Below are 12,998 nucleotides of genomic sequence, written 5' to 3'. Positions count from 1 at the left end.
GTTTTAGAACTTTGAAAGATTGAAAATATTCCCGCCCTGTGTGATAGTACTGATATTGTGAAGATAGGGCTCTGAAAGATAACGGGGCTTGAGAACAGGGGCGAGGAGCAGGCCACGCTGTGTCAGTTCTTCTACAATAGGGATGTAATCTTCCCTTATTTTACCTACAGTCAGTGCAGACAGATTCCGTCCCTGACGGATATATTCGATAATACCCAATAATCCTTTGAGATAGAGGGCATCCTTTGTAAGGCCGCCACCGCGGTATACCCGGCTCGTCATGTGAAAAGCTGTTTCCTCATCAAACTCATAATCCTCGACAAGCAGAAAGAACGTATCAACAAAAGTATTTCCGGCAAGCATATGATGTACGGCTACCACCCGTGCAGCCAGAATACGAAGTCTTTCGGGAGTCAGTCCGCCGACCATAAATTCGGAAAAGACGGCCATCCCTTCCTGCAGCTGCTCATAACCGGGTACACCCAGACTGAATAATTTGAAGGGTTGAGATTTTCCGTTGAAATAGGTGACGATATGCGTCCCCACTTCATGTTGCAGAAGAGCCAGAGCGCGTGATTTTTCTATACGGTAGTGGGTGCTGATATTAAGTATTCCCCGATTGACCATGATACCAGAGATATCCTCCCGTACCCTGACCCCGCTTTCCAAAGTGGGAAGTTGATGCTGCAAAAAGCGAAGTTCTTCCCTTGCCAGTTTTGCAAATTCCTGTGCATTCAGCATTTCGGTACTTGTGTTTGCGGATTTGTTGACTCCTCCGTAAACGACCAGAATGGCCTTTGCCGTTTCCAGCAATTTATCATCTACGTTGCCGAATATTTGCAGACTGCCATGTAAGAATCCGGTATTGCCTCTATCCATGAGCATAGTCATCATCGCATCCAGTTCTTTTCGTTTATCACGAAACAGATAAGCAATCGTCGGATCATCCAGATCTTCTATACGCAGATTATACAGATTTCGCTTTACCAGTTCGGGATCAATCGGCATAGGACGATACTGAAACCGGGGTGTTTTCATAAATTTATCTTTTCTGAATTGTAACCAGGCTTCATGTGAATTGATAGGACTGACAAGTAATAAGAAATCAAACCGCTGACTTTCCTGTGCTAAAGCGCGATCGATCTCCCATACCAGAGGTTGCAGCTCCGTAGTTCCCAGCATCTTAAACTGTGAAACTTTCATCGAAGTGTGCATGCGTATAAATTCGAGAAAACTCTTTCGTATACTTCTGGAAAACGTATCCCGGTAGCTTCGCAGAATCAAAGGATAAGGTTTGCCTGTATGCTGGTCTATATATCTAGGTTTAATACTCAGACCAAGTCCCAGCAATTGTTTGAATTCCGGAGCCTGCGGATCGATAAGCGGTTCTGTACCTGCAGGTTTTGGGAATTTCGTTTCCTTTTGAAGATCTATGCTGAGATGGATATATGGATCATCGCTACCCTGCAAGCTTTTACGAAGTTTTTCAGCAATATTAAGAGCGGTTTTTTGAGACAGATGAATGGCAATATCCTGTTCCAGATCCTCTTCTCTCCATATTTCTATGAGCAGGCAGGCCCCGAATTCTTCTATAAGCTGACGCACCACAGGCTGAACTATGCTCTGAAAATTGATGTCCTTTTCTTTACCAATTAAAAACGAAACCTCAGATTTGGCCAGAGCCGATATCATCTGATCTTTTCCGGATTCAGGTATTCGGTATACCAGCAGAAAAGGATTGATCCGTTTGAAAACAAGTTTGCCTTCTCCGGCAAACTGAATGTGTACAGGCTCCTTTTGTTTGATCGCCTGAATAGCTTTCTGTATTGATTTAGCCTGTTCCATATATTAACTGATTTGATCGGGTACCATTAATGCGACAGAGCGTTCTAACAACTGGCGGAGTTCCTCCAGACGCTCAGGATACAGCTCACCCGTCCATTCGTTCATAAAATCTTTCCTGAATTCTATAGACAATACACATCCGTATGCCCCGTAGCGCTCATTGATCCATTTAGACAGATTGCCACCCGAGAATTTAACATTTTCACGTATATCAATTTGTTGTCCGTCAATCTTTTGTGTCTCTATGTACGAAATGAACGTGTTGATAAGAGGTCTCCACTTAGGATCATTATGAATAGTTCCGACATTGATCTGTGGATTTGTCAGTGTGTCAGTGATTTCATCCGGACCGGACCGCTTACTATTGTAACTATGGATGTCATAAATAATGAAATATTCGTACTGCCGGATAGTTTCTTCTATCAGTAAACCTATCTCGCTTAGTATGCTGTGATAGGCTTTCTGCATTTTAAGAATCTGTTCTGACTCAGGATGTGTCTTCCATACCTGTAAGCCCCAGGCTTGTTCAGGATGCAGGTAGATAGCATTTTCTAAAGGACGATTTAGATCAACCTGAAAGCGGGATGTACTTACTATAAACTGACTGGTATCGATAGCTGTGAGCATGCCTGTGTAAGGGTCTTCTTCACGCAGACGTTCTGAAGAGGAGAGTTGTAATAATTGCTGCAGATCCTCATGCACCTCATGGCCATCATGTACAGCAAAGGCCCATACAGGCCCGTCTTTTTTCTTCAATGTATAAGCAATATCCATATGCAGATCTATTCAATTTGATGTACCTGATATTAACAATCAGGAAAGTAAATGGTTTGGCAGGTTGATGATTCCTTATCCCTGAAAATGGCTATTTATACTCTTTAAGCAGGATCTTGGATCGATGTTTGTTATTCATTTGTGGCTGTTTCAAATGTAGATTTGCAGCCCGAAACTAAAATTTTTATATCTTTAACGGAAACACATTTTTATGTTAAGAAGAATTGTAAGTTGTATTATACTTTTTGTCGTATCTCTTTCGCTCACGGGCTGTCTGGATATCGTAGAAGAAATTGATTTAAAGTCCAATGGATCCGGAAGTATTCAGGCAACACTAAATCTGAGTAAAAGCAAGACAAAAGCATCTTCACTGATGATGCTTGACCAGGTCAATGGTATAAAGATTCCTTCCAAATCCAAGATTCAGACAGAGATCAATACCATCGTCAAACTATTAAAACAGACTCCTGGTATCTCCAATGTCAGCTCAAAGGTCGATTTTACAAATTTTATTGCCTCTATTAAATGTGACTTTACAGATGTAAAAGCCTTGAATGCATTTACAACTACACTCTCCAATCATTTTAAGGTTAAAGTATCCGGGCATACCAGCTATGCTTTCGACTCTAATAAAAAGGCATTTACGCGTAATTACAAGTTCTCTCCGGAAGGAAAAAAGGAGTTTGGAAAGCTGAATGCTGAAAATCAAAATGCATTTAAGGATGCCTATTATACCAGTATCTACAGGTTTACAGATCCGGTGAAAAATCAGGAAAATACCAGCGCTAAAGTATCTCCAAATAAAAAAGCTGTGATGCTCAAGACAGGTATCGTAAATCTGATCAACGGACAGATAGACTTGTCCAACCGAATACAATTGAATTAATACCACTATTTTTAGTAAAAACCCAATATTAATATATGAATATGAAATTTTTGCTTACAGTATTGATGACTGCTGCTGTCTCTGTAAGCGCTTATGCACAGGATCTGGTTCGTAAAATACCTGCTGATGCCAATCTGGTTGTCACTCTCGATACAAAGAAATTCTTTTCTTTGGCCAATCCTCAGGACTTTAATGAAACACTGCGAAAAGCAGGATTTTTCAGAAAGATGGATGAAAGCAATTTTAGAAATGTAAAAAACATCGAAGATCTTGGGATCAATCTTTCTTCTCAGGCTTATATTTATAACCTTAAGAACGATAGTATCAACTATATAGGTGCATTGATTCCATTGGCGGATGCTAAAAAATTCAGTGCTATGATCCCTGCGCATAAAAAGATCGAGATGGTAGATGGAATGCAGACATTCTATTCTAAAGATCGCGAGACACGTGTAAGCTGGGACAACAATACGTTGTATATGCTGACAGGAATCATTACAGATGAGTACTTTCAGCAAGATAGCATTGCAGAACGCTATGGTTTACAAAGCAGGGGACTGAGTCATCTGTATGATGATGTGGAGGTAGATTCTGCAATGGCAGATACTACTTATGCTGATATGTATGATGATATGGACGTGGATACTGTAATGGCAGAAGAGATGCCGGAAGTAGAAGCTATAGAGCTCACGGAAGAAAAGGTGCTGGCTGTTCCTGTATCTCCGCCTAAAGCTCCTGAAGTCATCGCTGTTCCGGAGATAGAAACACCACCAACCGGTGTTCCCGAAATCGTAATGGATGTACCTTATGATGACAGTGAAGAGGATGATGAGGATCAAACGGATTATTATAAAATGGTTGTACAGAATGATTCCATCAAAAGTGCCATTGTAACTCAGGCGATGAATCAAAGATTGTCCACAATAATCAGTTCTCAGGGTGGTAATAACTTTTCCAATACCGGATTTGCAAAACGTCTGAATCCGAATGCGATTGCTAATATCTGGGTGAAGAGTGTGCAAGGATTGTATAATGACTATTTTCCAAAATATTTCTTGTATCTGACGACAGGATTTGATCCGCTGTATGATTCCAAATTCAAGTTTGGATTAGGAGAGTTGACCGCTAATCTTGTTGTTGAAGGTAATAAACTGCAACTGGTCGCAGATATGGAAGTGGATAAAAGTCTGGTTCCTTACTATAAAAATATTTATAAGAAAAAACCAAACCCTAAGTTTTATCAATACGTTGATCAAAATGCACTTGGTCTGGTTTCTGCAAATATCAATACAGAAGCTTACCTGAAGTTTATGCCAAAGTATATAGAAGACTATTATGGGTCCCTTATACCTAACTACAGAGAAGCACTGACACTGGGAACCACACTGTTTGATATCCTGCTGGATGAAAAAGCAATAGCGAAGGTGCTTCCTGGTGATAATCTGTTCGTATTAAATGGTGTTGTGAAAGAAGAAGTGAAGTATACAGACTACGAGTATGACGAAGATTATAATTCAATTCCGGTAGAACGTACCAAAATGGAAGAACTTCCTAAGTTCCTGTGGATGTTCTCCTCTCCGGATCCGAGAGTTTTTGAGCAATTACTGAAATTAGGAATAAAAGAAAAGGCTGTACTGTACAATGATGGTGTATACGAGTTTGTACGAAAGAGAGGTCAGGATATTAATGCATTTGTACTTATCAATAACGGAATTGTATTCGTAGGGAATGATCGTCAGGAATTAAAAGATATAAAGGATAATAAAGTTCATAAAAAAGCAGGATCAACGTATACCAGGTTATTGAAGAAAAACAGCTTCCTTGCTTTTATGAATACCTCCCGTATTCCTCAGATATTGAGAGATCTGAATGTTCCTGTTATATCTGAAATGCAGGAAACAGTTAATGAACTGGAACAATATGGTCCGGTATATATTGCTTCTCCAGGCATTAAAGGAAATAAGATCAGCGGAGAGATGTCGGTAGAATTTCCTGCAAAAGGAAAGAATGCACTTTCATTTATCATGGGCACAGTAGATTCTTTTCTTAAAACAGCAAAATAAGGTAGAAGCGCATGAAAAAGGTATTCCTATGGATTTTAGTTGTAATTATTGTAGTGGTGCTGGGTGTGTGGGGGTATCTGACTGCGCGGCAATCGGCATCGGGAGATGCACAGATACACGTACAGTGTCGGGCTGTGGTCCGTATCTCTGTCGATCGGATGCTTACCTCCCTTGCAAAAAATGCATTGATTCATCCGGGTACTTACTTTGGTGGTAAAAAAGAACCAAAAAAGGATAGCCTGGAGCGGATTAAGATCTGGGAATCCGGATGGGATATCCCCGCCAATGTCTATCTGTTTTCAATGCGTAATGATCCCCATACTTACTATACTATTCAGTCACTGAAGGATAAGGAATCTTTTGCTAAATTTTTGAAAGTTAATTTTGCGCTGGAACCAGCCTTACTTGAAGGAACGCAGTTATACTTTGTCAAGGCGGAAAATCAACGGTCAGCAATTTTATTCAATCAGGACAGAATGGTATTTGCGTTCGGAATGGAAGCGGCAGAGCGACTCACTGTAATGCGTAGCTTGTTAGAAGATACGAAGAATCTGGCTACCGTAAAATCCATGCAATTAGATACTTTGGAAGCCGATCTGCTGTATACAGATTTACTGGATAAATCGGTTATCAGGACAAATTTTTATAATGGGAATATCAAAGTGGAAGGTACTGTCTATTCTGCATTATGGCATGCCCCTGAGCAGGCAACTGCGCGTCAGCTGGATACATCAAGTGTAGCGTATGGCTGGTTGAATGTGGATTTCAGACCAGTTTTAAATCAATATAAGGACAGTCTGGAAAAGCATAAGATTCCGGTGGATACGCTTTCCAAATACCTTGGCGGATATGTAGATCTGCAATGGAGAAGAGATCCTGTCAAACAGATCGATACTATTGTCACTTATGATCTGGATGACAATTTTGAAATGTCTGAAAAGAAAGAAGTACGTGAAGCAGAGGTGCCGGACCTGCAGTTTGTCATCCGGTCATCTCCGCATCTGGCGGCTTATCTGCCTGAGAAGATGTTCTATAAATTCAAAAAACAGGTGAAAGGAGATCTTATTGCTTTGAATACCGGAACTCCTTCAGATTTTACAAATACCAGGAATAATGTCCCGAATTACTTCTATCTGCATTTGCGTGCAGATAGCTGGAACAGAATGTTTGTAAAGAAAGATTCCGGATCAGCCTGGAATCATATCGATAATATCACTTTAAGTGCAACAAGAACAACAGCCGATTGGTCGGTATTGAAAGGGGAGATTAAGCTTAAACAATCTGATATACATGCTTTATATCAGCTGTTTTAAGTATATTCTACTCAAAATATGAGTTATGAGGCAAAAGAGTCTGAACTATGTTCAGACTCTTTTTTTATTTTAATATCTGTGTTTAGAGCTTGATTTACTGAGCAGTTATTTGTCTGTGAGATAAGTGCTCTTTTTCAAGCGTCAGTTGGTGTCCCCACCAACTGTTGAAATCTTGCCTGTGAAGATAGTATCAAATGCAAAATGCAAAAGGGGGAAATGAAAAATCCTCAAACACCGGGGTGATGAATGAGGATCTTATCAATTATTAACCTAAATTATGAAAAGTCATTTTTTACACTACTATAACGCTGTCAGAATCACTATAGTGTGTGTCGAAATGTTAAGAGATGTTAAAGTATTACATTATTCTCCTGCAGTGATCTTGCTGATATCTGCTTGCTGATGAGAATGCGGATCAGCAGTTGCAATTTTTGCTGATAGGCTTTCGTAATCTGTCCCGGGTTTCCTTCATCAAAAAGTAGGGGTTTTACGATAGGTACACTGAAGGGTACCGGCCAGGCACGCAGAGATTTGGCGATAGCATCCATAGCATTAATGCCTTGCAGTGCCTGTCCGCCATCAGCCCATGAAATAAGACCGATCATTTTGTCTGTCAGGTAAGGCCGCGGCTCCTTTGCCGATATTTCCAACCAGTCCAGACAGTTCTTCATCACTCCCGTCATACTGCCATGATAGAGAGGTGTAAGCCAGATATGTGCATCAGCTTCTCTGAATTGCTGCGTCATGATCTCTACAGCGACAGGGGTCTTAGAAAGAGTAAAATCAAATAAAGGTATGGCAGATCCTGCCAGATTGAATACGGTAGAATGGATCCCATTTTCTTCCAGTGTTTGTTGTAAAAATTGAATGATACTATGTGAGGTAGAAGATGGTCTTCTTTCTAGAGCTCCGTTAAATATTAGTATGTTCATAACCTGTATTATTTCTTGTAAATAACTTTTGGCATTCCCACCTCTCCGTACATAAGTCCGGATACCAGCGGTAATAACCTTGAAGTAACAGCCATATAGATTCCCTCAGGCACCCTGATGTCATTGCGGACAGCTACTTTTCTTCCTTTGAGCTTTGTAAAGTCAGCTGCTGTAATCGCGTTGATCCAAAGTGATTGATAATGATGATCCTGTTCTCCAAAGGATAGGCTGAATGCATAGGGACGAAGTAAAGTTGTCAGCAGCATGTATGCCCACTGAGGAACAATGGCATCGGAGGAACACATAATAGTGACAGCCTTGCCTGCGAATAAGGAAAAATCGAGATGCTGCAGTTTTTCCCTGAATTCCTTCTCCCTGAGCATCATGCCCATATACAGCATATCTTTGATGTCCAGTTGCACAAAAGATACCTGTGGTGCATAATCCATGAGATCAAGACCAATGATACCTGACTGTTGTACTTTGTTCACTAATGGTGCTGTCATGATTGTCTGTTACGTATAGCATCATAGTTGCGGGATACAGCTCCCCAGTCTAGTATACTCCAGAAAGCAGCCAGATAATCAGCCCTTTTGTTTTGATATTTCAGGTAGTAGGCATGTTCCCAGACATCTAATCCCATTATCGGAAATCCCCTGTCTGTGATATTGATATCCATGAGCGGATTGTCCTGATTAGGAGTCGAGCATATCGCAATACTGCCATTATATTTGACATACAACCAGGCCCAGCCAGAGCCAAAACGTGTCATTGTAAGCTGGCCAAACTGCTCCTTGAAATTGTCTAATGAACCCCAGTTGGCCAGGATAGCATCTGCAAGTGCTCCCTGCGGTTGCGTCCGCGCAGTTGGGGAAAGAATATTCCAGAATAATTCATGATTGAAGTGTCCTCCGGCATTATTGCGTACTGCAGGAGAATAGTTACTGATGTTTTCCAGTAAAGCTGTTAAAGATTCGGGTGCAGACAGACCGTCCAGAGCCTTATTCAGGTTATCTACATATGCCTGATGATGTATGTCGTGGTGGATTTCCATGGTTGCCTTGTCGATGAAAGGTTCTAATGCATCGTATGAATAGGGCAGAGCCGGTAATTGATAAGCCATAATTTTTGTAATTTTGTTTTTGTATAGCAAAGGTATTAACTTTGTTTATTAAACCAAATAATTACTTTGTTTATTATGAATAATAATTTGCCGGATAATGAAAAATCACTTTGGATACTCAAAACCAAAGGGGCACTTCCGTTGACTGCTTTGGCTAAAGAGATGGGAGTGACCACTGAAGGCGCACGTTTCCATTTGTTAAAACTGGCAAATGAAGGTCTTGTAGCGTCGACCACTGAATCAAAAGGAAGGGGGCGTCCGCAACAGATCTGGGAACTGACCCCCAAAGGACAATCCCGTTTTCCGGATACACATGCTGATCTAACTGTTAATCTTATTCGTACTATACGGGAGACGTTAGGTGAAAAAGCATTACAGCAGATCATTAAAGCTAACGGAGAAGAAATTCTGGATCGTTATACACAACATCTTTCAGGAATACGGGATCTCGAACCGCGTATAGAAGCTCTTGTCGATATTCGTCAGCGGGAAGGATATATGGCCGAATACAGACGCGAAGCGGATGGTGAATATCTGTTTATTGAAAATCATTGTCCTATCTGTGCGGCTGCCACACAGTGTCAGGGATTCTGCGATAATGAGCTGACCACCTTCCGGACAGTATTAGGTACGCAGGCAACGGTAGATCGGATCAGTCATATCGTGGCGGGCGCACGTCGCTGTGCCTATGTCATTAAACAAAAAGAGTAAGATTTCTTTACACTTTCTAAATCATTTGTTAATCTATTGGTGGTCATAAGTTAATACGCTACGACTATTTTAGCACCCATCAATCAACAATGTATATGAAAGGTTATCTACTTACTATTTTATGCTTATTGTTGTGGGGTCATTATGACGTCATGGCACAAACGACGCAAGCCAGTATTTCCGGAAAAATTACAGATGGGGCGGGACACGCAGTAGCAGGAGCGACAGTACAGATCAGAAACGAATCTACAGGATTCAATACCAAAACATCTACTACAGCTAATGGGGATTTTACATTCAAAGAACTTCCGCTGGGAGGTCCCTATATAGTACGGGCTACTTATGTAGGATATAGCGAGCAGGTTCGTAACGGATTTATGCTTAATCAGGGAGACATCGTTCGCGTTGTCATTCCAATGGAAGAATCCAGTAATACACTGGATATCGTAGATGTGACTGCTAATGCTATGAAAAATAAGATCGAGAATCTTGGAGCAGCCACAGCGGTATCCGCAAAAGACATCGCAAAGCTTCCGGTAAACGGACGTAATTTTACTTCTCTTATGGATCTTTCACCGTTAAGCAGAGGGGATAATCTTTCAGGACAATTGGGCTCTTCAACTAATTTCACCATTGACGGTATGACTGCAAAAAATCCGACTTCAGCGGGTTCTACAACCAGTCGTAGCGGAGCGCCGTATTCTATTTCAATCGAAGCTGTACGTGAATTCAAAGTGGTTACTAATCAGTATGATGTGACATACGGCCGAAGTGGCGGAGGTACAGTGAGTGCTGTGACCAAGGCCGGTACCAATACTCTGAGCGGGAGTGCATGGACCTATGCACGTGCAGACTGGTTATCCAGTCCGTATGATATTCGTGGTAACAAACGTAACAACAAGTTTTCTACGTATCAGTATGGTTTTACTTTAGGAGGTCCTATTATCAAAGATAAATTGCATTATTTCGTAGCCTGGGATCATCAGAGAGATGCACGCCCTCTGATTATTGCAGATGTACAATCTGCCACAGACGAAAGCCGCTTTAATATAACACGTGCTACGTTAGATCAGTTTGTCAGTATCGGCCGTAATAAGTATGGCCTGGGAGATGGATCTCAGTATGGCTCATTTGACAAGACCCGTGGTTCGGATGCTGTATTTGCACGTATAGACTGGCAGATCAACGAGAAAAATTTATTGACTATCCGCGACAATTATACGAACGACAGAAACAAATTAGGCCTGGAAGATAATACAGCCATTAATATGTTTGAATCGTATGGAAATGATAAAAACATAGATAACAGTTTGCTGGCAACTTTGCGTACATCCTTATCTCCGCGGCTGACCAATGAATTAAAAGTGCAACACCTGTACACGTATCAGAAAAGCAGTCCGGGCGATCAGCTTCCGGAGGCGAATATTCCAAGAGCTATTGTTGAAAATATCGCTTCACCTGTAGACGGAAAGTCTCTGGCTACTAATGTGCAGCTGGGAGGACATCGTTTTGCTCAGGAAGGATTTACTAATAATGTGATCCAACTGGTGGACAACGTGTATTTGAGTACAGACAAAATAAACTATACGTTTGGTATAGACCTGATGTATACACATGCAAAGTCTCTGTATGGCAGCGAGGTGAACGGACGTTTTCAGTTCAGACCAAGTGATCAGTTTACAGCATTACAGAATTTTGATAACCTGACTCCATATGCATTCTATCGTGAGGTTCCTTTAATGGCTGACCCTACCGTAACCGGTAATATTTTTAATGCCGGTATCTACGGGCAGATGCAGACCAAACTTGCAAGAGGACTGGATATGACAGCAGGTATTCGTCTGGATTACGGCCGCTATCCGACTTCGCCACTCAATGAACTGTTGCTTTCTGAAGTAGGAGTTCGTACAGATAACAAGCTGAAATCATTCGTAGTACAGCCCCGTGTACAGTTTACATGGGATGTCAATGAAAACAAAACTGACTTCCTCCGCTTCGGAGCAGGTATCTTTGCGTCAGACATCAACAACTATATGACCATCAATAACCTTACTTTTGATGGCAAGCATTTCGCGACAGTAGACGTACGCGGTGCGGATGTGCCAAGGCCGGATTTTAATGCTTATCGTCAGAACCCGGCAAGTATTCCCACATTGGCAGCTTTTCAGGTTCCTACCATCAATACCTATTCGGACAATGCAAAGATTCCGGTTGTATACAAAGCCAACCTTTCCTATACCCGATTCATCAATGATCGTATCAAGGTAGGTGTGACAGGTTTTGCGACATTAGGACGTAATAACTACATGTATGTAGACCGCAATATGGTAGCAGATCCGTTTTTCAGATTAGCTAACGAAGACAATCGTGGCGTATATGTGCCTGCTACTGCAATTGTAAATGGTGCTGCTGACTGGAAACAAGGGCGTATCAGTAACAAATTTGGCCGTGTGTTGGAATTGAACAGCGAAGGTAAGATTAATCAGTTCGCAGTAGTAGTAGATGGATCATATCAGTACTTTCAGGACGGTTCGGTATCCCTGAGTTATACCTGGAATGACACAAAAGATAATACTTCCTACAACGGTAACGTCGCAAATACAGCGACTCTTTCTCTTCCTGTGAAAGATGATCCCCGTGATCTGAGTAAGATGAGCTATTCAAACGGTCAGTTCAGACATAAGGTAGTTTTCTATGGTACCCTGCCTACATTCTACGGGGTGAGTGTCGGAGTCCGTTACTCCGGAATCGGCGGTACGCGATACAGCTTACTTGCAGGTGGTAATATCAATGGTGATTTTGTATCTAATACCAATGATCTGGCTTATATATTTGATCCGAATAGTCCGAATACAGCAGCCAATGTTGCAGCCGGTTTAAATGATCTTCTGAATAATCCGAATGCGAGTCAGAGCCTCAAAGATTATATCCTGAAATATTCAGGTAAAATAGCAGAACGTAACGGCGGAGTAAACGGCTTCTACGGAATAGTAGATCTGCGTGTAGCTAAGAAATTCAAGTTTGGCCGCACACAATCACTGGAAGTATCTGCTGATGTCTTCAATCTGGGTAACCTCTTTAAGAAAGACTGGGGTGTCAACGAATCATTGGGTTCACAGGCACTCTATGCATTGGGTATACCGGAGAATAAAGAAACCGGTACAGCTGCTGTACCTCAATTTGATGTGACAAAACAGCAGTTCAATTATCGGGTCAACAACTCCGGAATTGTCAATCCTTCAGGAAATCCATACCAGTTCCAGTTAGGTCTACGCTACGGATTCTAATCCTTAATGATATCTTATTAAAAAAGCACGTCCGTAAGACGTGCTTTTTTGTTTTACAGCTATA

Annotated in this window: 10 protein-coding genes; 5 read left to right on the top strand and 5 right to left on the bottom strand. The window is 41.5% G+C overall.

Translation table 11 applies throughout. From position 1 onward, the window contains the following. Window positions 1–3: 3 nt before the first annotated feature. Window positions 4–1,845, bottom strand: a complete 1,842-nt coding sequence (locus tag HMPREF0766_RS14945; protein WP_002998880.1) for a peptidase MATCAP family protein — start codon at window positions 1,843–1,845, stop codon at window positions 4–6. 3 nt (window positions 1,846–1,848) lie between these two features. Continuing rightward, the gene (locus HMPREF0766_RS14940; protein WP_002998878.1) at window positions 1,849–2,619 is read right to left on the bottom strand and encodes an N-formylglutamate amidohydrolase; all 771 of its coding nucleotides are present in this window, start codon (window positions 2,617–2,619) and stop codon (window positions 1,849–1,851) included. A 211-nt stretch (window positions 2,620–2,830) separates the two neighbouring features. Between HMPREF0766_RS14940 and HMPREF0766_RS14935 the strand changes: the two genes are divergently transcribed. From HMPREF0766_RS14935 to HMPREF0766_RS14925, 3 genes are read left to right on the top strand one after another with little or no spacing between them, the layout of a single operon-like run. Then, window positions 2,831–3,505, top strand: a complete 675-nt coding sequence (locus HMPREF0766_RS14935) for a hypothetical protein (protein WP_002998876.1) — start codon at window positions 2,831–2,833, stop codon at window positions 3,503–3,505. Window positions 3,506–3,540: 35 nt separating this feature from the next. Further along, complete coding sequence (locus tag HMPREF0766_RS14930; protein ID WP_002998875.1) at window positions 3,541–5,568, top strand: hypothetical protein; 2,028 nt, start codon at window positions 3,541–3,543, stop codon at window positions 5,566–5,568. 11 nt (window positions 5,569–5,579) lie between these two features. Beyond that, window positions 5,580–6,881 (top strand): hypothetical protein, encoded by a 1,302-nt coding sequence (locus tag HMPREF0766_RS14925; protein WP_002998872.1) that lies wholly within the window; start codon window positions 5,580–5,582, stop codon window positions 6,879–6,881. 350 nt (window positions 6,882–7,231) lie between these two features. Here the strand turns inward: HMPREF0766_RS14925 and HMPREF0766_RS14920 are convergent, their stop codons facing one another. Genes HMPREF0766_RS14920 through HMPREF0766_RS14910 form a run of 3 tightly spaced genes read right to left on the bottom strand, consistent with a single transcriptional unit; the run spans window position 7,232 to window position 8,936 of the window. Then, the gene (locus tag HMPREF0766_RS14920) at window positions 7,232–7,813 is read right to left on the bottom strand and encodes an NADPH-dependent FMN reductase (protein WP_002998869.1); all 582 of its coding nucleotides are present in this window, start codon (window positions 7,811–7,813) and stop codon (window positions 7,232–7,234) included. 8 nt (window positions 7,814–7,821) lie between these two features. Then, the gene (locus HMPREF0766_RS14915) at window positions 7,822–8,319 is read right to left on the bottom strand and encodes a DUF2480 family protein (RefSeq protein ID WP_002998867.1); all 498 of its coding nucleotides are present in this window, start codon (window positions 8,317–8,319) and stop codon (window positions 7,822–7,824) included. Further along, on the bottom strand, window positions 8,316–8,936 hold the full coding sequence (locus HMPREF0766_RS14910) for a superoxide dismutase (RefSeq protein ID WP_002998864.1): 621 nt from the start codon (window positions 8,934–8,936) through the stop codon (window positions 8,316–8,318). The genes HMPREF0766_RS14915 and HMPREF0766_RS14910 overlap by 4 nt, the downstream gene beginning before the upstream one ends. Before the next feature lie 75 nt (window positions 8,937–9,011). Between HMPREF0766_RS14910 and HMPREF0766_RS14905 the strand changes: the two genes are divergently transcribed. Then, window positions 9,012–9,647, top strand: coding sequence for a helix-turn-helix transcriptional regulator (locus HMPREF0766_RS14905; protein WP_002998862.1), 636 nt, complete (start codon window positions 9,012–9,014; stop codon window positions 9,645–9,647). Between the two features lie 95 nt (window positions 9,648–9,742). After that, window positions 9,743–12,934 carry a TonB-dependent receptor gene (locus HMPREF0766_RS14900; RefSeq protein WP_236590443.1) on the top strand — a complete coding sequence of 1,064 codons (3,192 nt, stop codon included), beginning with the start codon at window positions 9,743–9,745 and terminating at the stop codon, window positions 12,932–12,934. The last annotated feature ends 64 nt before the right edge of the window (window positions 12,935–12,998 follow it).

This window comes from Sphingobacterium spiritivorum ATCC 33861, from assembly GCF_000143765.1.
Lineage (GTDB): Bacteria > Bacteroidota > Bacteroidia > Sphingobacteriales > Sphingobacteriaceae > Sphingobacterium > Sphingobacterium spiritivorum.
Note: the sequence above shows the minus strand (reverse complement) of the source record. Positions and strands in the feature narration are given on the sequence as shown.

What these genes read in the sequence shown, in the direction of transcription:
- HMPREF0766_RS14945 (WP_002998880.1), bottom strand. Translation starts at nt 1,845, where the DNA reads ATGGAACAGGCTAAATCAATACAGAAAGCTATTCAGGCGATCAAACAA.
- HMPREF0766_RS14940 (WP_002998878.1), bottom strand. Translation starts at nt 2,619, where the DNA reads ATGGATATTGCTTATACATTGAAGAAAAAAGACGGGCCTGTATGGGCC.
- HMPREF0766_RS14935 (WP_002998876.1), top strand. Translation starts at nt 2,831, where the DNA reads ATGTTAAGAAGAATTGTAAGTTGTATTATACTTTTTGTCGTATCTCTT.
- HMPREF0766_RS14930 (WP_002998875.1), top strand. Translation starts at nt 3,541, where the DNA reads ATGAATATGAAATTTTTGCTTACAGTATTGATGACTGCTGCTGTCTCT.
- HMPREF0766_RS14925 (WP_002998872.1), top strand. Translation starts at nt 5,580, where the DNA reads ATGAAAAAGGTATTCCTATGGATTTTAGTTGTAATTATTGTAGTGGTG.
- HMPREF0766_RS14920 (WP_002998869.1), bottom strand. Translation starts at nt 7,813, where the DNA reads ATGAACATACTAATATTTAACGGAGCTCTAGAAAGAAGACCATCTTCT.
- HMPREF0766_RS14915 (WP_002998867.1), bottom strand. Translation starts at nt 8,319, where the DNA reads ATGACAGCACCATTAGTGAACAAAGTACAACAGTCAGGTATCATTGGT.
- HMPREF0766_RS14910 (WP_002998864.1), bottom strand. Translation starts at nt 8,936, where the DNA reads ATGGCTTATCAATTACCGGCTCTGCCCTATTCATACGATGCATTAGAA.
- HMPREF0766_RS14905 (WP_002998862.1), top strand. Translation starts at nt 9,012, where the DNA reads ATGAATAATAATTTGCCGGATAATGAAAAATCACTTTGGATACTCAAA.
- HMPREF0766_RS14900 (WP_236590443.1), top strand. Translation starts at nt 9,743, where the DNA reads ATGAAAGGTTATCTACTTACTATTTTATGCTTATTGTTGTGGGGTCAT.